This window comes from Pseudomonas sp. PS01301 (assembly GCF_029960215.1).
GTDB classification, from domain to species: Bacteria; Pseudomonadota; Gammaproteobacteria; order Pseudomonadales; family Pseudomonadaceae; genus Aquipseudomonas; species Aquipseudomonas coleopterorum.
Window position 1 is genome coordinate 48,653 of the sequence record NZ_JASCPM010000002.1, and the last position, 18,281, is coordinate 66,933.

Annotated in this window: 15 protein-coding genes; 4 read left to right on the forward strand and 11 right to left on the reverse strand. The window is 62.9% G+C overall.

The features are described 5' to 3' along the window. Positions 1 to 15: 15 nt before the first annotated feature. Both QMX89_RS01245 and QMX89_RS01250 read right to left on the reverse strand, forming a co-directional pair. Positions 16 to 1,380 carry an MmgE/PrpD family protein gene (locus QMX89_RS01245; protein WP_282346089.1) on the reverse strand — a complete coding sequence of 455 codons (1,365 nt, stop codon included), beginning with the start codon at positions 1,378 to 1,380 and terminating at the stop codon, positions 16 to 18. Between the two features lie 102 nt (positions 1,381 to 1,482). Beyond that, a complete protein-coding gene (locus QMX89_RS01250) occupies positions 1,483 to 2,781 on the reverse strand; it encodes a citrate:proton symporter (protein WP_282346091.1) in 1,299 nt (432 codons plus the stop codon). Between the two features lie 259 nt (positions 2,782 to 3,040). On the opposite strand from QMX89_RS01250, the gene QMX89_RS01255 reads away from it, so the two are divergent. Then, positions 3,041 to 3,931, forward strand: coding sequence for a LysR family transcriptional regulator (locus QMX89_RS01255; RefSeq protein ID WP_282346093.1), 891 nt, complete (start codon positions 3,041 to 3,043; stop codon positions 3,929 to 3,931). 41 nt (positions 3,932 to 3,972) lie between these two features. On the opposite strand, the gene QMX89_RS01260 is transcribed toward QMX89_RS01255, so the two are convergent. From QMX89_RS01260 to QMX89_RS01275, 4 genes are all read right to left on the reverse strand, one after another. Then, positions 3,973 to 4,854 carry an alpha/beta hydrolase gene (locus QMX89_RS01260; protein WP_282346323.1) on the reverse strand — a complete coding sequence of 294 codons (882 nt, stop codon included), beginning with the start codon at positions 4,852 to 4,854 and terminating at the stop codon, positions 3,973 to 3,975. Positions 4,855 to 4,965: 111 nt separating this feature from the next. After that, positions 4,966 to 5,757: a PhnD/SsuA/transferrin family substrate-binding protein gene (locus tag QMX89_RS01265; protein WP_282346095.1), complete on the reverse strand. Its 792-nt coding sequence runs from the start codon at positions 5,755 to 5,757 to the stop codon at positions 4,966 to 4,968. 2 nt (positions 5,758 to 5,759) lie between these two features. Further along, positions 5,760 to 6,704 (reverse strand): fatty acid desaturase, encoded by a 945-nt coding sequence (locus tag QMX89_RS01270; protein ID WP_282346096.1) that lies wholly within the window; start codon positions 6,702 to 6,704, stop codon positions 5,760 to 5,762. Positions 6,705 to 6,835: 131 nt separating this feature from the next. After that, complete coding sequence (locus tag QMX89_RS01275) at positions 6,836 to 7,060, reverse strand: hypothetical protein (protein ID WP_156463136.1); 225 nt, start codon at positions 7,058 to 7,060, stop codon at positions 6,836 to 6,838. Between the two features lie 224 nt (positions 7,061 to 7,284). Here QMX89_RS01275 and QMX89_RS01280 point away from each other — a divergent pair, with 224 nt between their 5' ends. After that, entirely contained in the window at positions 7,285 to 8,307 is a 1,023-nt protein-coding gene (locus tag QMX89_RS01280) for an aldo/keto reductase (protein ID WP_282346105.1), read from the forward strand. Here QMX89_RS01280 and QMX89_RS01285 read toward each other — a convergent pair. Further along, positions 8,298 to 9,890 carry a bifunctional diguanylate cyclase/phosphodiesterase gene (locus tag QMX89_RS01285; protein ID WP_282346107.1) on the reverse strand — a complete coding sequence of 531 codons (1,593 nt, stop codon included), beginning with the start codon at positions 9,888 to 9,890 and terminating at the stop codon, positions 8,298 to 8,300. The genes QMX89_RS01280 and QMX89_RS01285 overlap by 10 nt on opposite strands. A gap of 250 nt (positions 9,891 to 10,140) precedes the next feature. Here QMX89_RS01285 and QMX89_RS01290 point away from each other — a divergent pair, with 250 nt between their 5' ends. Both QMX89_RS01290 and QMX89_RS01295 read left to right on the forward strand, forming a co-directional pair. After that, positions 10,141 to 11,781: a methyl-accepting chemotaxis protein gene (locus QMX89_RS01290; RefSeq protein WP_282346109.1), complete on the forward strand. Its 1,641-nt coding sequence runs from the start codon at positions 10,141 to 10,143 to the stop codon at positions 11,779 to 11,781. A gap of 197 nt (positions 11,782 to 11,978) precedes the next feature. Continuing rightward, positions 11,979 to 14,000 (forward strand): TonB-dependent siderophore receptor, encoded by a 2,022-nt coding sequence (locus tag QMX89_RS01295; RefSeq protein WP_282346324.1) that lies wholly within the window; start codon positions 11,979 to 11,981, stop codon positions 13,998 to 14,000. Between the two features lie 21 nt (positions 14,001 to 14,021). Here QMX89_RS01295 and QMX89_RS01300 read toward each other — a convergent pair whose 3' ends face one another. The 4 genes from QMX89_RS01300 to QMX89_RS01315 all read right to left on the reverse strand — a co-directional run bounded on the left by QMX89_RS01300 (position 14,022) and on the right by QMX89_RS01315 (position 18,264). Beyond that, complete coding sequence (locus QMX89_RS01300; RefSeq protein WP_282346111.1) at positions 14,022 to 15,263, reverse strand: arsenic transporter; 1,242 nt, start codon at positions 15,261 to 15,263, stop codon at positions 14,022 to 14,024. Then, positions 15,245 to 16,495, reverse strand: coding sequence for an MFS transporter (locus QMX89_RS01305; protein WP_282346113.1), 1,251 nt, complete (start codon positions 16,493 to 16,495; stop codon positions 15,245 to 15,247). Before QMX89_RS01305 ends, QMX89_RS01300 begins: the two co-directional genes overlap by 19 nt. 96 nt (positions 16,496 to 16,591) lie before the next feature. Next, the gene (locus QMX89_RS01310) at positions 16,592 to 17,719 is read right to left on the reverse strand and encodes an MFS transporter (protein WP_282346115.1); all 1,128 of its coding nucleotides are present in this window, start codon (positions 17,717 to 17,719) and stop codon (positions 16,592 to 16,594) included. Next, positions 17,716 to 18,264, reverse strand: a complete 549-nt coding sequence (locus tag QMX89_RS01315) for a TetR/AcrR family transcriptional regulator (protein ID WP_282346117.1) — start codon at positions 18,262 to 18,264, stop codon at positions 17,716 to 17,718. Before QMX89_RS01315 ends, QMX89_RS01310 begins: the two co-directional genes overlap by 4 nt. Between the last annotated feature and the right edge of the window lie 17 nt (positions 18,265 to 18,281).

Sequence of the window (18,281 nt, forward strand, 5' to 3'; positions counted from 1 at the left end):
CCTTCCCCCGACGCTTCAACGCGCCACGCAAAGATCGCCAATTACCTCCGCACGCTGCAGTTGCTCCAGGCCCATGAGGGTATCGCTCAAATTCGCAATCGCTTGCGAATCCAAAGCCTTGGCGGCGTTGTGGTTGAACTTGTTCATGATGCTCTCCAGGGGGGCTGGCTGGTCGGCGGTTCTGCCAGCAGGACTGTGCGATCGCACGGTCAACCGCGTCCCGTCGTGCAATCGAATGTGCAACTCGGTCAGGTAGTTGCCCGGTCTGGCTAGAGAGGGAGTGGGGTGAGGCAGGACATGTATGCGTTGCATGAGGGTCAGCGCTTCGGCGTCCTTGAAGGTATGTTCGCTGAAGCTGTCGAGCACGATACGGCCGTCGATCAGGGCGCGGGCCAGGCAATATTGCACGCTGAATTTGGCATCCAGGCTGGTCCGCAGCAGCGGGCGGTCGACATGGGTCAAGCGCAGTGGATGCAGGTAGACCTCGATGGCTGCAACGTCGCGAACCTCGAAAGGATGATCGCGGCGCAGCGTGAACAGGGCATCGAGGCTGGTGTGTGTGCTGTCGCAGCAAGGGTAGAGCTTGATGCCGATACCTGGCTCCACGATGTCCAGGGGCGCAGCCCAATTCTGCAGTGCCAGGGCTGGCGTGTAGTTGCCGGGTCCGTTGAACACTTCGAAGAAGCCTTGGCGATGTTCGAAGGCATCCAGGCTTGCGGTGAAACCGTTGCGGGTCAGAAGCGCCGCCATCAGGCCGTTCCGGGCGGCGTGGCCGACGTGGTAGGGCTTGGCCATGGTGCCGAAGTTGGCCTTGACGCCTGAGGCCAACGACACGCACAGCGCCAAGGCCATCGAGGTCTGCTGTTCATCGAGGCCAAGCAATCGAGCACTGGCCGCAGCTGCGCCGAACACGCCCAAGGTGGCAGTGGGATGCCAGCCCTTGTCGTAGTGATGAAAGTTGACGCTCCGTGCCAGGCGTGTCTGCGTTTCGAAGCCGGCCACGTAAGCCAGCAGCAGCTGGCGGCCGGTGTATCCTCCTTCAGCGGCCAAGGCGAGCAAGGCTGGCAGCATCGGCGCGGTAGGGTGTCCGCCCATGGCGATGTTCACGTCGTCGAAATCCAGCGCATGGGCCGCAGCGCCGTTGACCAGGGCCGCGCACAGCGGGTCCAGTCGTTCGTGTCTGCCCAGTACCGGTACGTCGCCCAGGGTGTTCAGTCCCCAGGTCCGTAGCAGCGTGTGTACCACGGGTTCACGTGCGCCTGCCAGGGCACAGCCCACGGTGTCGAGGATCGCAAGCTTGGCGTTCCACAAGGCCTGTGGGGATAAGTGCTCGAAGGTCAGGCTGCAGGTACGTGCTGCGATGGCAGAGGTCAGTTTCATGGTGAGTCCAATCGTGAAGGGAGGTATCGACCAGGCGTGTCGGTACCTCGGTCAAGGCCGCATTGCCGGGATGGAGTCAAAATTCGCTACGTAGAGCGGGATCTACCTGGAGACGGAAATCGCCCCGGTCAGAACGGCAAAAGTCATGTAGGCCAGCGATGCCAGCAGCACCCATTTCCAGGCAAATTTCTGGAAGTCGCCCAGGTCTGCCTTGATGATGCCGAGCAAGGCCCACAAGGGTGCCGATGCCGGACCTATCGAATGAGCCATCTGGCCGATGACGGCGGCGCGCGCGATCTCCATGGCGGGGATGTCGTAGCGCGCGGCCATTTCCGCCAGTACCGGCACGATGCCAAAGAAGTACGCGTCGTTGGCCATGAAGAAGCTGAGGGGGATGCCGATCAACGCGGTGGCCAGAGGGATCAACGAGCCGAGGTGGCTGGGCAGACCGCCCACGAAGGCTTCGGCCATCGCCGTGGTCATGCCGGTTTGAGTCAAGATCCCCGTGAAGACCCCTGCCCCTAACACCAGCATCACCACAGGCACGGCACTTGCTGCATGCCGCTGAATGACAGCGCCTTGGTTGGCAGCACGCGGCACATTGACGAACAGTGCGATGACGAAACCGGCGATGAACAACACCATGAGGTTGGCTATACCCCAGACCAGGCACACCAGCAGCAGGACGGTGAGAGCAGCGTTCAATGCCGTTCGCCAGTTGGCGGCGTGCTCGACCTGGCAGCTCTCGGCAATGATCTGCGCGGAAACCTGCGCAATGTGCTGCGGATCGATTGTTTTGCGCGCTTTGCGCCCCAGCACGTAGGCAATGAGGCAGACAAAGGCGCAGGACAGGATCATCGGGCCGAGCATGGCCGCGAAGTACTCGCTGGCGTCCAGGTGCAGGATGCTGACAGCCCGTGTTGCAGCACCGCCCCAGGGGGTCGTTCCGGACACAGTACCCAGCGCCATGGTGGCGATGGTCGCGATGATCAAGGGGTTGATGTGAAGCCTCTTGTACAGTGGCAGGAAAGCCGAACAGATGATCATGTAGCTGGTGGTTCCGTCGCCATCCAGGGCGACCAGGCAGGCGAGGACGGCGGTGCCCACGCAGATATTGACTGGATCGCCTTTGGACACGCGGATGATCAGTCGCGATAGCGGGTCGAACAAACGCGCATCCATCATCAAGCCGAAATACAGCACGGCGAACAACAGCAACACGGCAGTGGGTGCTACCGTCTTGATGCCGGCGGCGATCATTTCGCCAAGCTCTGCGCCCTGGCCGGTGAACAGCAGGAAAAATGCGGGTACGACAATGATCGCGACGAAGGCCGTCATCCATTTGCGGATGACGCACAGCATGAACACACCCAAGGTGGCAAAACCGAGGAGAGCCAACATGTCGGTGCTCCTCAGCAGAGATCGAATGGGACAAGAACAGTAAAAGGGGCGGGCGGATGGGCCTGGCAGTGATCTGTTTTCGGGGCCAGATTGGGTCGTAGGTTCATGAGCGGTGCCTTTTGTTTTTATTGTGTCTGGGGAGTACTGCTGCCGCGGATTGCAGCGCTTGATAAAAAGATATCAACGGCAGATCATTAAGCCTAACGACAAATACTAAACATTGATTGAAGGCTGGCTTAACAGCCAACAGGCTTGTTCCATGAAGCTCGATATCGAAAAACTCAGAGTAGTGGCACAAGTCGGCAGAGTCGGCTCGATGACCGCTGCCGCGCGCAGCTTGCACCTGACCCCCTCGGCGGTGTCTCAAACGGTACAGCGCGTGGAAAGCGTGATCGGGCTGCCATTGTTCGAGCGTCGACCCCATGGCATGGCGCTTACCGATGCCGGGGAGCGGGTCATGCGCCGGGTCAACCTGATCGAGGCACAGATGGCGCAGCTCGAGACGGAACTGCGCAGTGTCGCCGAAGGCCGCGCGGGCCACCTGTCACTGGGGGTATTTCCGACGCTTGGATCTTCATTGTTGCCGCGCATTGTCATGGACTTCAGGGCGCGGCATCCGACTATCATTCTGGATGTGCGCAGCACGCGCTTAGTGGCGCTGCGTCAACTCATCGGCGTGGGTGAGCTCGATCTGGCCATTACCTGGACCTACCCGTGGCTGAACGAACCCGGGTCGACCCTGCAGTTGCGCACAGACCCTACAGTGGTGCTTTTGCCAGCCGGGCATGCCATGGCGCAGGAGGCAGGACCTCTGAACCTGGCCGAACTCGCCAAGGAGGCCTGGGTATGCCGATCCGATGGTCATGAAATCACCGAGCTGCTGCACCGCGCCGCTGCCCAGTGCAAGTTCACGCCGCGCATCGCCCTGTTGGCCAACGACTATCAGGAAACCCAGGCAATGGTCGCTGCAGGATTGGGGGTGGCGCTGGCACCGAAACTGTCCACTACAACCTGCAGGGCAGACATTGTCGTTCGCGATCTGGATGATTCCGTGCCGTCTCGGCAATTGCATCTGGTGCAGGCACCCAACCGAAGCAGCCCGGCGGTCGAGCCTATGATCGAGCTGCTGCGCACGCTCTTGAGTGAATAGGCACTCGACGCCAATCGATGGGCGACACGATGGTCAGGGCCTCACGGCCCCACCAGACTCAACACGGCCCGAGCAAATTCATCCGGTGCCTCCTGCGGGACGTTGTGGCCCACGCCTTCGAGAATCGTCCGACGAACAGGGCCGCTGAATCGTCGTAGCGCCTGCTGCTCATCCTGAACAGGAGTGACACCGTCGCTGGCACCGGCCAGGATGACCGTCGGCACGGCGATGCCCGATTGCTTCGCCAGTCTCTGTTCGATGGCCGCGTACTGCGGATCGCCAACGACCAGTCCGAAGCGATGGCGATAGGAGTGCGTGACCACGTCGACGAAGTCAGGGGTGTGGAACGACTGCGCCGAGGCTGAAAACACCTCATCGGTGAATCCCCAGGTCGGCGACCATAGGTGCCACAGCAGCTTGCAGAAGGCATCCCGATTGGCTTCAAGGCCGGCGTAGCCACGGGCGCCGTGCAGGTAGTACTGATACCACAAGCGATGTTCGGCTTCCGGGGCGGCGGGGCGGGTCGCCTGGGCAATGTTCTGGATGTTGTAGCCCGGCTCGCAACTGACCAGTCCCGCGACGCGCTCGGGCCACAGGGCGGACACCACACATGCGGCGCGGCCACCCCAATCGTAGCCGGCAAGCACGGCCTGGGGGATCTGCAACGCATCCAACAATGCCAGCAGGTCCGCCCCCAGGGCCGCCTGCTCACCCGAGCGGGGCGTGCTGGCGGCGATGAACCGCGTGCCGCCGTATCCGCGCAGGTAGGGGACGATGCATCGGCAACCGGCGGCGGTGATCCGTTCGGCCACCGCGTCGTAGGCGCGGATGTCGTAGGGGAAGCCATGCAGCAGCACGACCGTGGGCCCATCGGCTGGGCCAAGGTCCCGGTAGGCGACGTTGAGCACGCCTGCTTGAATCATTTTCACTGGCTCATCCTCCTGTGGGTGATGAGGCTGTGACAACGGTGGGCCCAGCGCATTACCGTCCAGAATAGCGATGCAGGCAAGAAGTCAGCGCCACGGCGAGGATGCTCACCACAATTCCTGCTGGGTGATCGCCAGCCGAGCTGCCTCCCGATACCCCAGCAATACGTTGTAGTCCTCCAAGGCGGTTTCCTCGACCGTCACGATGCCCAGCACCTCAGCCACCTCGGGCAGATTGGCCAGGGCGGCGTTCATCGCGGCTCGGATCGATTCCGGCTCCGGGCCCTGAAAGCCGGTGATGAACGGCAGGGTCGGCGCATCGGCGGTACGGGCCAGCACGCGCACGCCCGCCACCTCGCTCGGTGCATGCCGAGCCAGGTAGGCGAACGTCACGCTGTCGACGGCGGCCAGGTCGGCATGATCCAGAGCCACGTGAGCGATGCTTTGGCGGTGGCTGCCGGTCGCTTCGAGGTGCTTGAAGAATCGACCGTCGCGCACATGGGGAATGAGCGCGTGGCGCAACAGGTTCATGCCGCTGTTGGAGTCGATGCTGTTGTAGGCACCGCGGCAGTCGAAGAACTCGGGGAGGGTCTGCCTGGGGTCATCATAACGGACGATCAACAGGCTACAGTGCTGTCCAGCTGATGCATCGGACAACGTGAAACAGGGTCGGCCCACCACGCGCACTTGTTTCCTGAGCTCTGTGACCAGCGGGAAACCGCAGGTTTGCGCGAGCACCAGTTGCGGATGCAGCCAGAGCTCGTGCAGGGAACCCTGCCAGTTGTCACGTCGTTGAATGCCCAGCAACTGCAGGGTTTCTTCCAGCCAGCGCTGGTAGGCGCTCCCGACCGCGGTGGGTGCGGGGTACATCGACAGTTCGGCGATCACTTCACGACTCATGTTCAGGCGCTGGCGCTGCGCGGGTGCAGGGGGCTGTCCACGGGGCGCACGGCATAGTTGCGGAACAGTTCGCTGTAGCCATTGACCAGAAAATGCCCACTGCGTTGCAGCCAGTCGGCCCGCCGCTCGCGGTAGACCCTGGGCAGGTAGTACCAGGGCAACCCCGGCAGGTCATGATGGACCAGGTGCAGATTGAGATTGAGGAACAGCCAGCGCCACGGCCAGCCCGCTTCGTTGAGCACCGAACGCTGCTCGGGGGCATCGGCGGGACGATGTTCGTAATAGGAGCGGACCATGGACAACGCCAGTGCAAGCACGCTGGCCAGCAGGTAGTCGATCACCGGCACGCCGTGACGGGTGATGAACCAGAACAGTACCGCCACGCACGCCAGGTGGGTCGTCCACATCAGCCAGGCCTGCCTGTCACCGCGCACCAGTCGATCGCACTGCTCTCTGGCCAGCCCGGCCAGCGCCAGCGCCGGGCCCACGCTCAGACGACCGAGCAGGGTCTTGTTCAGCCAGTGCAGCGCTCGCCCCAGCCCGGCGCTGCCCGACCAGGCCTGGGCATCGAGGTAGCGGCTTTCGGGATCGTGCTGCGGCACGGTGATGGTTTCATCGCGGTGATGGGCCAGATGGCTGTCGCGATACAGCGTGTAGGGGTACCAGATGGCCAGCGGCGCGTAGCCCAGCAACTTGTTCACGGCGCGCCAACGCGTGGGATGTCCGTGCAGCAGTTCATGCTGCAGCGACATCCACAGCGTGATGAGGGGGATCAACAGCAGCAGGGTCAGCACACGCCCGATGGAGGGGCTCAGCGTGACAACAACCCACCAGCCGCCGGTGATGCTCAACAGCAACAGCCACGTAGGCCACTCGCTGCGCGCGGTCCAGGTGGCCTGCAATTGCAGGATGGAGTGTCGGTGATGGGCATCCAGATAGTTAGGCATAAGAAGTCACGCAACTGCTGATCGTTATGGGACCGACAGTAGCACTGACGCTTATGTCTGGATAATCACCAAAGGCTCTCTAAAAAGAACTGAATGGAATAAATGATAGCTGCAAATGATAGGCGCCAGAGCTACGCGGCTTTGCCCATTCTCAATGCTGCACCTTTCAAGTCCTGGATCGACAGTGCCAGGGCACCTGCCTGGTTTTCGATCAGCAACACGTCATCGATCAGATGGTCGATGTTTCGGCTGCGCAGGAAGAGGGCGTGCCCGCTGAGCATCTGATACAGCAGCTCCAACTGGAGTGCGGCATCTTGCACGTCGGCTTGCATTTCCTTGAGGTGGGTGGCGGCCATGAGCTGCTCCATAGGCTCTATCGTTGTTTTGGCGTCCTGGCCAATCGATGAGCACGTCGTTCTGTTAGGGGTATGACCAGTCTATCGGCCATGCCTGGCTGAACTTCAATAGTATTTGTCGATGTTGGCGATAGGCTCCGAGCTTGATGGATCGCGTGGGATAGGCCAGCATCGAGGAACCGAGCCATCGCGATGGCTGTTTCCGTCAATGGAGAAATGTACCTGTGAGTGACATCAGATACCGACGCCTGGGCCGTCATGGTCTTCAGGTTTCCGAAATCACCCTGGGCACCATGATGTTCGGCGGCCAGACCGACGACGCCACTGCCAGGCGCATCGTCGACGATGCGCTGGAGCAGGGCATCAACGCCATCGACACGGCGAACAACTACAACGATGGTGCCTCGGAAATCACGGTAGGCAAGCTGATCGCCGGCCAGCGTTCGCGCTGGGTGCTGTCAAGCAAGTTCGTCAATCCCAACCCGGGCGTCCAGGGGCCGAATGGACGCGGGGCATCGCGGCACAGTGTGGTCGAGTCGGTGGAAGGTAGCCTGCGCCGGTTGCAGACCGACTATCTGGATCTGTATTACGTGCACCGCGAAGACCCGTTCACCCCGGTCGAGGAAACGGTGCGTGCCTTGGCCGATCTGATACGCGCCGGCAAGATTCGGGGTTACGGGTTGTCGAACCACAGCAGCTGGAAGCTTGCCGAATTCTGCCGTGTGGCAGACCTGCTGAACGTCGAGCGGCCCACCGTCAGCCAGCCGTTGTACAACCTGGCCAATCGGCAGATCGAGAGCGAGCATCTGCCGGCGGCCGAGCATTACGGCATCGGTGTGGTTTCCTACAGCCCATTGGCGCGCGGCGTGCTGACCGCCAAGTACGAGCCCGGAGCCGAGCCCGGCAGCGACACGCGGGCAGGGCGCAGCGATCCGCGGCTGCACCAGACCGAATGGCGTCCCGAGTCGCTCGACCTGGCCCAGCGAATCAAGGATCACGCCCAGGCGCGGGGCATCACGTCCGGGCAGTTCGCCTTGGCGTGGGTACTGAACAACCGATTGATCAGCTCGACGATTGCCGGCCCGCGTACCGAGGCGCAATGGCGGGACTATGTGCCGGCGTTGCAGTATCGGTTTACCGAGGAAGACGAGGCTTTCGTCGATGGCCTGGTCGTGGCAGGCCATAGCTCGACGCCGGGGTACACCGACCCGAGCTATCCGGTAACGGGTCGCCGCGTTCAGTTCTGAGCCACGATGCAGGCGATCGAAGGCCCATGAACGGCAGTCGCTATCGTGCTGCCTGCCTGCGGATACCCATAGAGGTAGCCCTGGGCATAGTGGCAGCCGTTTTCCGCCAGCCATTTGGGCAGGTAGGGTTGGTGGAAATCCTCGATGCCCTCGGCCGTCACTTTCATGTTCAGGCTGCGTGCCATCCCCAGGATGGCCTCGACCATGGGCAGATGGTCGACGTTTCCGGCTTCGAAAAAGGAACGGTCTATCTTGATCTTGTCGATCGACAGCCGCGTCAGATGGTACAGGCCCGAGTAACCGATGCCGAAGTCATCCAGGGCAACGCTGATACCCTGCCCGTGAAGTTTGCTGAGGTTGCGCTGTGCGGCTTCCAGATTGCCGACCAGTGCCTCTTCGGTGATTTCGACCTCGAATCGCTGGAACGGGAAGTTTTCTTGTCTGAGTTGATCGAAGAGATGATCCGGAAACAGTTCGTCGGTGATCATCGTGGCACTCACGTTCAGCGACAAATGCAGATGGTCATCCCAGCGACCGGCCGCCCGACAGGCCTGCCTGACCAGCGAGCGCGTCATCGCCGGGATCAGCCCCAGGCGCTCCAGGATCGGTATGAAATCCCCGGGCATGCCAGTGCTGCCATCGGGCTTGAGCCACCGCGCGAGGATTTCGAACCCCACCACCTGCTGCGAGGGCAGGGTGACGATGGGTTGAAAGAACGGCACGATTTCCTCTCGGTCCACGGCGTTCCTGAGGGCCAGATCCAGATCGGCTTGAGCGCGCATTTGCCGTTCGTATTGGTTGTCGTAGAAATTGAAGGTCGATCGCCCGGCGTGTTTTCCACGATACATGGCGGTGTCCGCGCAATGCAGCAGGGACGACGCTTCGTTGGCGTCCATCCATGAACGGGAAATGCCGATGGTCGCGCCCAGTCGCCCGGACAGGGTGGCCTCGAGTACCGGCTCGCTTAGCCAGCGCACCGTCAGCTCGGCGATTTCGCTGAGTTCGCTTTCTTCCCGGTGGCCCTGGAACATCAGGCAGAACTCGTCCCCGCCCAAGCGTGCGGCGGTGCCCGCGTGGATTGCGGCAATGCCCTGCAGTCGGTGAGCGATCTCCACCAACACGCTGTCTCCCGCCGAGTGACCGTGTTGATCGTTGATTGCCTTGAAATGGTCCAGGTCGATCAACAAGATGGCCACCGGCCGCTGCTCAGCGAGCTGCTTATGCAGGATGTCCATGAACACGCGCCGATTGATCAGACCACTCAGGGCATCGTATTTGGCCAAGGTTTCGGTCTGCGCCTGGATGATCTGCAGGCGCCGATAGCTCGATTGCGTATTGACCACCAGGCGTTTGAGCACAACGGTGGGGAGGATCAGGGACAGCATCGAAAAGCCCGAGGCCGTCAAGACGAAGCGCCAGCGTTCGGCGTCTTCGAAATCACCGTCGTAGGGCAGGTTCAGCCAATGCATGACAGAGGCTTCGAGGTGGAATTCCCAGAGCATGGAAAGACCCACCACGGTGAGCAGACTGAGCAGCAGAAGCGTGGGCAGGCGGCACGGATTTCGGCGGTGTAGATCGGTCATGATGGCCTCGCAGGGCCAGGTGGAGGATGAGGTGATGTCAGACAGCCATTATTCCATAAGTGTTCCCGCCGCTGATCGGCATTCGTGTGCATTTGGTCGCCGGAAACCTGGCCGGGTGTGTGCGATGGGCTAAGCGACGAACGTCATTCAAGCTTCGATGGTGCGCGCCGATAGACCGCTCATAACGCCCATGACCTTATGCAAGGCGCCGACTCCGCGGCGCTTTCGGTCGACCTGACAGGATTTCCGTATGACGTGGCTGCGCGATGCAAAGTTATCTACCAAAATGCTCCTAGCCTTCGGGCTGTGCGCCTTCATCACGCTGGCCGTGGGCGTGCTAGGCGCACGCGGGATCAGTCAGCTGTCGGACAGCCTGAAAAACGTGTTTGCCAACAACCTTGTGTCTGTCTCCAAAACAGCCGAAGCCAAGAGCAAGGCGATTGCCCAGCTCAAGGATCTGTATGCGCTGATAGCCGCTCACGCGGAAAACGATGCGCAGGGCGTCAAGGACACCATCCGCCAGGCCATGACCACCAACCAGGCGGACAGCGAGAAGGCCTTCGCGATCTATCGCAAGACGCCGCTGGCGGACGACGAGCGTGCCGCTGGCGACCAGATGGAACGTGACTGGCCAATCTATCAGGCGCAGATCCAGAAAGTGCTGACCGTACTCGATTCCGGCAACGTTCAGGGAGCGCGCGCGCTCATGTCCGGCGAGATCCAGCAGGGCTATCGTACGGTCATGGACGAGTTGACCATCATGGTCGAGTCCAACAACCGGCAGATCGGTGAAGGCGCACGTGACGCCGAAGAGCAGGAACAGGCGGCAATCACCGTGCTGTACATCGGCATCGCCTTGGCATTCCTGGCTGCCCTGGCACTCGGGCTGTTCATCAGCCGCTTGATCAGCCGCCCCATCGCCACGGCAGTGGCCAGCGCCCAGTTGATCGCCAAGGGTGACCTGACCCACACCATCGGCAGCGCGGCGCGCGACGAGACCGGACAGTTGCTCACGGCGCTGGGCGAGATGCAGGAAGGCCTCAAGGCGACCATTCACCAGATCGCTGACGCGTCGAATCAGCTCGCTTCGGCTGCGGAAGAACTGAATGCGGTCACCGAAGACGGCAGTCGCGGGCTGCTGCGCCAGAACGACGAGATTCAGCAGGCCGCCACGGCCGTTACCGAGATGACTTCGGCGGTGGAAGAAGTCGCGCGCAATGCCATTTCCACCTCCGAAGCTTCGAAGACCGCCAGCAGCCAGGCCACCGACGGCCTGGCGCAGGCGCGCAACGCCGTGGATGCGGTGAACAACGCCACGGTCGAGATCCAGTCGTCGACCACCATCGTCGAAGACCTGGCGGTTCAGGTGCGCGATATCGGCAAGGTGCTCGACGTGATCCGCGGGATCGCCGAGCAGACCAATCTGTTGGCCCTCAACGCGGCCATCGAAGCGGCCCGTGCCGGCGAGCAGGGACGCGGTTTCGCCGTGGTTGCCGACGAAGTCCGGGCCCTGGCGGCACGGACCCAGTCTTCGACGGGCGAGATCGAAAGCATGATCGGGGCGGTACGTTCGCGTGCGGATCAGGCCGTGGCCGCCATGGGCAAGAGTCAGGGGCTGGTGGGCGATACCCAGGTGCTGGCCAAGGCCACCGGCGAGGCGTTGCAATCCATCGCCACCGGGATCGCGCAGATCAATGACCGCAACCTGGTGATTGCCAGCGCCTGCGAAGAGCAGGCCCATGTGGCCCGTGAAGTGGACCGCAACCTGATCAACATTCAGGATCTGTCCACGCAGACCGCGGCCGGTGCCCATCAGACCAGCGCATCGACTCAGGATCTGTCGCGCCTGGCCACCTCGTTCAACGATCTGGTGAGCCGCTTCCGTCTGTAAAATGTTCGAAATGGTTCAACGGGCTCGGCAAATGATCACGGCAACCCGTACAATACAGATGGGACGCATTCGCGTCTTTCATCCAGTACGGAGTTACATGCGTGGTCAAGTCGTTGAATCGGGCCCCTTCGTGGGTGCTGTTGTGCTCAGTCCTGCCTGGCCTGGCCATTGCAGCCACAGAGTTGCCTTCCAGTGTCATCCAGGCCACCGGCGAAGCTGACGGCGCCGACAGCTACACCCAGGCCCGTGGGGAAACGGCGAGCAAGAGCGCCACGCAGAATCGCGACGAAGCGCAAACCGTCAATGCGGTCACCGCCAGGACGCTGGACGACTACCAGGTCAAGGATCTCAACGACGCCATGCGCTTCGTCAGCGGCGTCACCCAGACCAACACCCTGGGCGGCACCAAGGATGCGCTGATCAAGCGCGGTTTTGGCAGCAACGACGACAACTCCATCCTGCGCGACGGTATCCGTTCGGCCATCGGCCGCAACCTGGGCGCTACCACCGATCATGTCGAGGTGCTCAAGGGGCCGGCGTCGCTGATGTATGGCGCACTGGAACCGGGTGGGGTCATCAACGTCGTCAGCAAGCAGCCCCAGTTCACCCGCAGCACGACCCTCAGCGCCTCGGGTTTCAGCGAGGGCGGCGGTTCGCTGTCGATGGACACCACCGGCCCGCTGGGTGACACCGATCTGGCCTACCGACTGGTGGCCGAGCGCAGTCATGAGGATTACTGGCGCAATTACGGAACCGACGAGCATACGCTGATTGCGCCGTCGATCACTTGGGTCGGCGAGCGCGCCAGTGCCTCGCTGGCCTACACCTACAACGACTATGCCAGTCCCTTCGATCGCGGCACCGTGTTCGTCGGCGGGCGGCCGGCCGACATCAGCTACCGTGACCGCCTCGACGAGCGCTGGGCCAAGACGGTCGGCATCAGCCAGAGCACCACCGCCAAGTTCGAGTACCAATTGAGCGATGCCTGGCGCAGCCGCCTGACCTACGGCTGGACCGAGGACCGTTACAGCCTCGCCGTCGCCCAGCCCAATACCCTCAACGGCAACACGCTGCGACGCATCGCCAATGGCGGCCATTACGACTATGAAAGCCATTATACCGCGCTGGATCTGATCGGCGATCAGCAGCTGTTCGGCCAGCGCCACGAAATCGTGGTGGGCGTGGACAACGAGTCGCTGGACAAATACCGCGGCAAGACCTACCGCAACGCCAACACCGCCGCCGGCAACATCGACATCCGCAACCCCGTTTATGGCCGTCTGGCCGAACCGACCACGGTCAGTGCGGCGCAGAGCAATGCCGAGAACAACCTGGTCACCACCTCGCTGTACTTCAAGGACAACTGGCACTTGAACGACCGCTGGATCCTGGTGTTCGGTGGCCGTCAGGCCCATTGGGACCAGTACAGCGACCAGGGTTTAGGCCGCTCGTACGCACCCGGCGCGGACTCCAATGGCGATGAATTCATTCCGTTCGGCGGGATCGTCTACCAGCCCAGTGACACAGTGGCGCTGTATGCCAACTACAGCCGCTCCTTTGTGCCCAACGACGCCGACGACGCGGGCAACAGCTTCAAGCCGACCGAGGGTCGCAGCTATGAGGCGGGGATCAAGTACACCCCGACCGCGGCGTTGAACGTCAACCTGGCGGTCTATGACATCGAGAAGAAGAACCTGGTCAACAGCGTGCTGCAGAGCAATGGCGACAGCCTCGATGAGGCCGTCGGCAAGGCACGCTCAAGGGGTATCGAGCTGGATGTAACCGGCGAGATCGCCCAGGACTGGAGCATGATCGGCACCTACGCCTACAGCCACACCGAAGTGCTGAAGAACGCCGAAGCACCCGAGCAGGAGGGCAATCGTCTGCCCAATGCGCCGATGCACACCGCCAGCCTGTACCTGACCCACCATCTGGCCTTGCCGGCGCAGACCGGTCAATGGCATGTGGGCGCTGGTGCGCGCCACGTGGGCGAGCGGCCGGGTGACAATGCCAACAGCTTCTGGATGGACAGCTACACCCTGGCAGACGCCTTCGTACGTTGGGATCTGCCGACCCGTGGGTACGAGACGCGCCTGCAGTTGAACATCGACAACCTGTTCAACAAGGAGTATTACCCATCGACCACCGGCAGCAGCGCGTTGCAGGTGGAAGAGGGTGCGTTGCGCACGGCGCGGCTCACGGCCAGCGTGAAGTTCTGAAGGACGCCTTCCGGATAATTCTCACAGCAGCCACAACGCGGCGATCAGGGCCGGGGGCATGACCACGGCGCCCAGCTTGAGAACGGCCCAGGCGCTGATCTGCACCCCTTCGCGACGTACGGCGATCAACCACAGCAAGGTCGCCAGGGAGCCGGTGACCGACAGGTTGGGACCCAGGTCCACGCCGACCACCAGCGCGCCGGTGACATTGGGCGGCAGATGGCCCAGCTCGTTGATGGATCCGCTGAGCAGGCCGACCGGCAGGTTGTTGCCGATATTGCAGGCTATGGCGACCAGTATTCCAGCCCACCAATGAGCCTGTTCCGGTGTCTGCTTCGCCGCCTGCTCCAGCCAACTGGCCAGGTGTGCGGTCACGCCGGTCTGGCCGATACCCTCCACCAGCACGAACAGTCCGGCCACCAATGGCAGCACGCCCCAGGCCACGCCCTTGCAGACCGGCCAGGGATTGCTGCGCTTGTACAGGTGCACCAGCGCAAGGGTGGCGAAGGCCGCCAGGAAGGTCGGCAAGCCCAAGGCTTCGTCCAGCGCCGATACGGTCAGCAGCACCACGGCCGTGACGCCCAGCCCGGCGGCGGTGAGTCGTGCGCCCATACTCAGGTGGGGCAGTTCTTCGATCAGTTCCAGACGCTGCTGCAAATGCCGCCGCTGGGTCAGGCGCAGGACCAGGTAGGTCATGCCGATGGCCGCCAGCGACGGCAGGCTGAACATGGCCAGCCACTCCAGCAACGGCGGCATGTGCTCGCCGAATATCACCAGGTTGGCCGGGTTGGAAATCGGCAGCACGAAACTGGCGGCATTGGCGATGAACGCACAGACGAACAGGTACGGTAGCGGGTTGACCTGCGCTGCCCGTGTGGCTGCATAGACGGCCGGTGTCAGCACCACGGCCGTGGTGTCGTTGGACAGAAAGATGGTCACCAGCGTGCCCACCGCGAACACCAGATCGAACAGTCGCTGCGCGCTGCCTCTTGCTTGGCGCGCGGCAACGGTCGCCAGCCAGTCGAACAGCCCTTCGCGGCGGGCCAGTTCGGCCAGCAGCATCATGCCCACCAGGAACAGGTAGACATCGGTGCCCTTGAGCACCGCGGCCAGAGCCGCCGACCAGGCAATCAGACCACCGGCGACCAGCCCGATCGCTGCCGCCAGTGCCCAGACGTATTCGGGAATCCGCAGGGGTCGGGTGATGATGCCCAAGGTGGCGAGGAGGCTGACGCCCCAGATGATCAGACTGGCGTGGGGCAAGGTACGGCTTCCTCTTCGGTGTCGCGGCGCAGGGTTTCAGGCATGGCGGTGAGCAGCAGGAGGAAGGCCGCGCCAGCGACCCCGGCCAGGGTGAGGAAGGCTGCGCTGTAACCGGCTTCCTGCACGACGAAACCGGCCAGACCGTTACTCAGTGCGGCACCCAGGCCGAATGCGGTGGTCAGCGCACCCAGGCTGACATTGAAGCGACCGGTGCCGTGGGTGAGGTCTTTGACGACCAGTGGAAACAGTGCGCCGAACAGGCCGGCACCGATGCCGTCGAGCAGTTGCACACCGACCAGCCAGTAAGGGTCATTGGAAAAGGTATAGAGCACGCCGCGAATCGGCAGAATCAGGAAGCCAGCCAGCAGCAACGGCTTGCGGCCCCATTGATCGGCCCGCGCGCCCACCAGCAGGGCCGCGGGGACCATCACCAGTTGCGCGGCGACGATGCAGGCCGAGGTCAGTGGCGTGGCCATGCTCAGGTCGATCTGTGAAAGCTTCTGACTGACCAGCGGCAGCATGGCCGCATTGGCCAGGTGGAACAGCGCACAACTGACCGCGAATACCAGCAGCGCGCGGTTGCCGAGCAGCACTTTGAAACCTGAGGGTTGGTCGTGCCCGTCCTGGTGATGCGCTTCCAGCCCGCGCGCGACGTCGTGATCGATGGCGTCCGCTTTCACGCAGCTCACCGCCACCACGCTGGCCAGCGCCATGGCGGCCATGAGATAGAACACCGCGACCGGTCCAAACAGGTAGGCAAAACCACCCGCCAGCAAAGCCGCGAAAGCGTTGCCGGCATGGTTGAAGGTTTCGTTGCGCCCGGTACGGCGGGTGAACGCCTTCGGGCCGGTGATGCCCAGGGAAATGGCAGCGATGGCCGGTGCGAACACCGAGCCTGCGATGGCGCCCAGCGCCTGGGTGGCAGCGACCAGGCCGAACGAGGTGATGAACGGCAGGACCACGCAGCTGGCAGTGACCAGCAGGGCGGCGACAACGACCACCGCGCGCTTGCGTCGGGTCCGGTCGATCAGCGCGCCCGCCGGTGTCTGGGTCAGCAGCGCCGCGAGCCCCGCCAGGGTCATGACCAGGCCGATGCTGCCGGGATCCCATTTGTGCACGGCCAGCAAGTAGATCGCCAGGTACGGCCCGAGCCCGTCACGGACATCGGCCAGAAAGAAATTCAGGCCGTCGAGAGACAGCGCGTTACGCCGCGAGGGGGCAGATGTGGCCAAGGCAGTGGTCTCGGATGAGGGCAGGCAGGTACAGAACTGAGTGGGCGAAACGGGCGTAAGTTCCAGATGCAGGGGCGCGAGCGCGTGAAGATTTTTCTAGCCGACTCGAGGCCTCAGAAAGATCGCCACCACGGCCGGTAGGGTGAAGGCGAAAAGGGCTCCGGTGACCCCCACGGCATCCAGGGTTGCACCGAACAGCGGAGCGCCGGTTGCCTGTCCCAGCGCCAGGCACAGGAACGGGAATCCCAGGCCCAGGTCCGGTCGATCCGGGAGCAGGGCGATGCCCTGGATCAGGTAGGTGCCGGACGACACGATATAGGCAGCACCGAATACGCCCATTGCCACGAAGCCGAAGGCGAGGCTGTATCCGCTTGCCGCCAGGGTGAGGATCGCCGCAACGATACCCAGCAGCGAAAAGGCGTGGACCCGTGCCGTACCGAAACGCTCGATCAATACACCGGTGGCCGCGCCGCTGACACCGGCAGTCCCCAGTACGATCCAGGCCCAGGCGATGCCGGTGTCGCTCAGGCCAAAGGTGCCGCGCAGAATGTCGGCGCCAAACGTCCAGATGGCGGTGCTCGACAGACCCATGGCGAAGGCGCTGGCGCAGAGCACTGCAAGCCCGGGTCGGCGAAGGATCTGCAGCGAGAAGCCCGCAGTGGTTTCGCTGCTCCGCGCCTTCGGCAGGGCGAACCACAGCCACAGCGTGACTGCGGCGCCGATCAGGGCGAACAGGGCATACAGCTCACGCCATGCGCTCACCGTCATTGCCGCTGCAGCGCCCGAGAAGACGATGCCGACGGCCGTACCGGCATTGATCGTGGCGTTTGCCTTGGCCCGGCCTTCATCGGCGAAGTACGCGGCGACCGCGCTCGCCAGCGGTGGAGACGTCAAGCCGGTGCTCAGCCCCGCCAATGCAACCCCTGCACCCAGCATCCAGCCCGACGAGGCGACCACGATGCAAGCCATGCCAGCCGTGGCGGTCAGGCCGGCGAAGGCGGCGAGGGTGCGTGGGGTAAAGCTCGCACTGCAGACGAACGTCAGGACGATGCCGACGCAGTAAGCGGCAAAGGCACCGCTGCCGATCCAGCCAGCAGCGGTCGCGTCCAGCGCCAGCTCCGCGCGGATCTGCGGCAGCAACAGGCCATAGGCGAAGCGCGCCAGTCCATATGAAAGCGCGGTGAGGGCGAAAGCGGCCGCGACCAGATTGAGGCCGCGCTTCATGACCGAGCGGCTTTGGCACACGCCATCAGGGTTAGCGCCGCCTGTTTGGCCGCCTCGATCACTGCCGTGCCTGCTACCGTGGCGGCGGCCGTGGCCCCCTCGAACAGCAGCCAGACCTGCAAGGCCAGCGCGACGTCTTCACGGCCAAGATCGGTGTGTACGCGGGCTGCGATCTCGGCATGGAACTGGGCTTTCTGCTGCTCCACCAACGCGACGATGGCCTCGTTGGCCTGAGCGTATTCGCTGCGCGCGCGCAGCAGCATGCAGCCGCTGGCACCTCGGGCGTTCACCCAATGCGCCAGCGTATCGAACAGGGATGCGATCGCCCCGCCGCCCGCACGCTCGCTGGCCAATTGGGCCATGAATTGCTGATGGCGGTCTTCGAGCACGGCCATCACCAGACCGTCGCGTGAGCCGAAGTGTTTGTAGAGGGTACGCGTCGAAGCACCTGAGGGCGCAAGGACCTGATCGATGCCAACGCCTCGCAGTCCTTGAGTTTCAAAGGTACGGGCGGCGCCGGCGAGAATTTCAGTTCGTTTGTCCATGAATCGAGTGTAAAGCG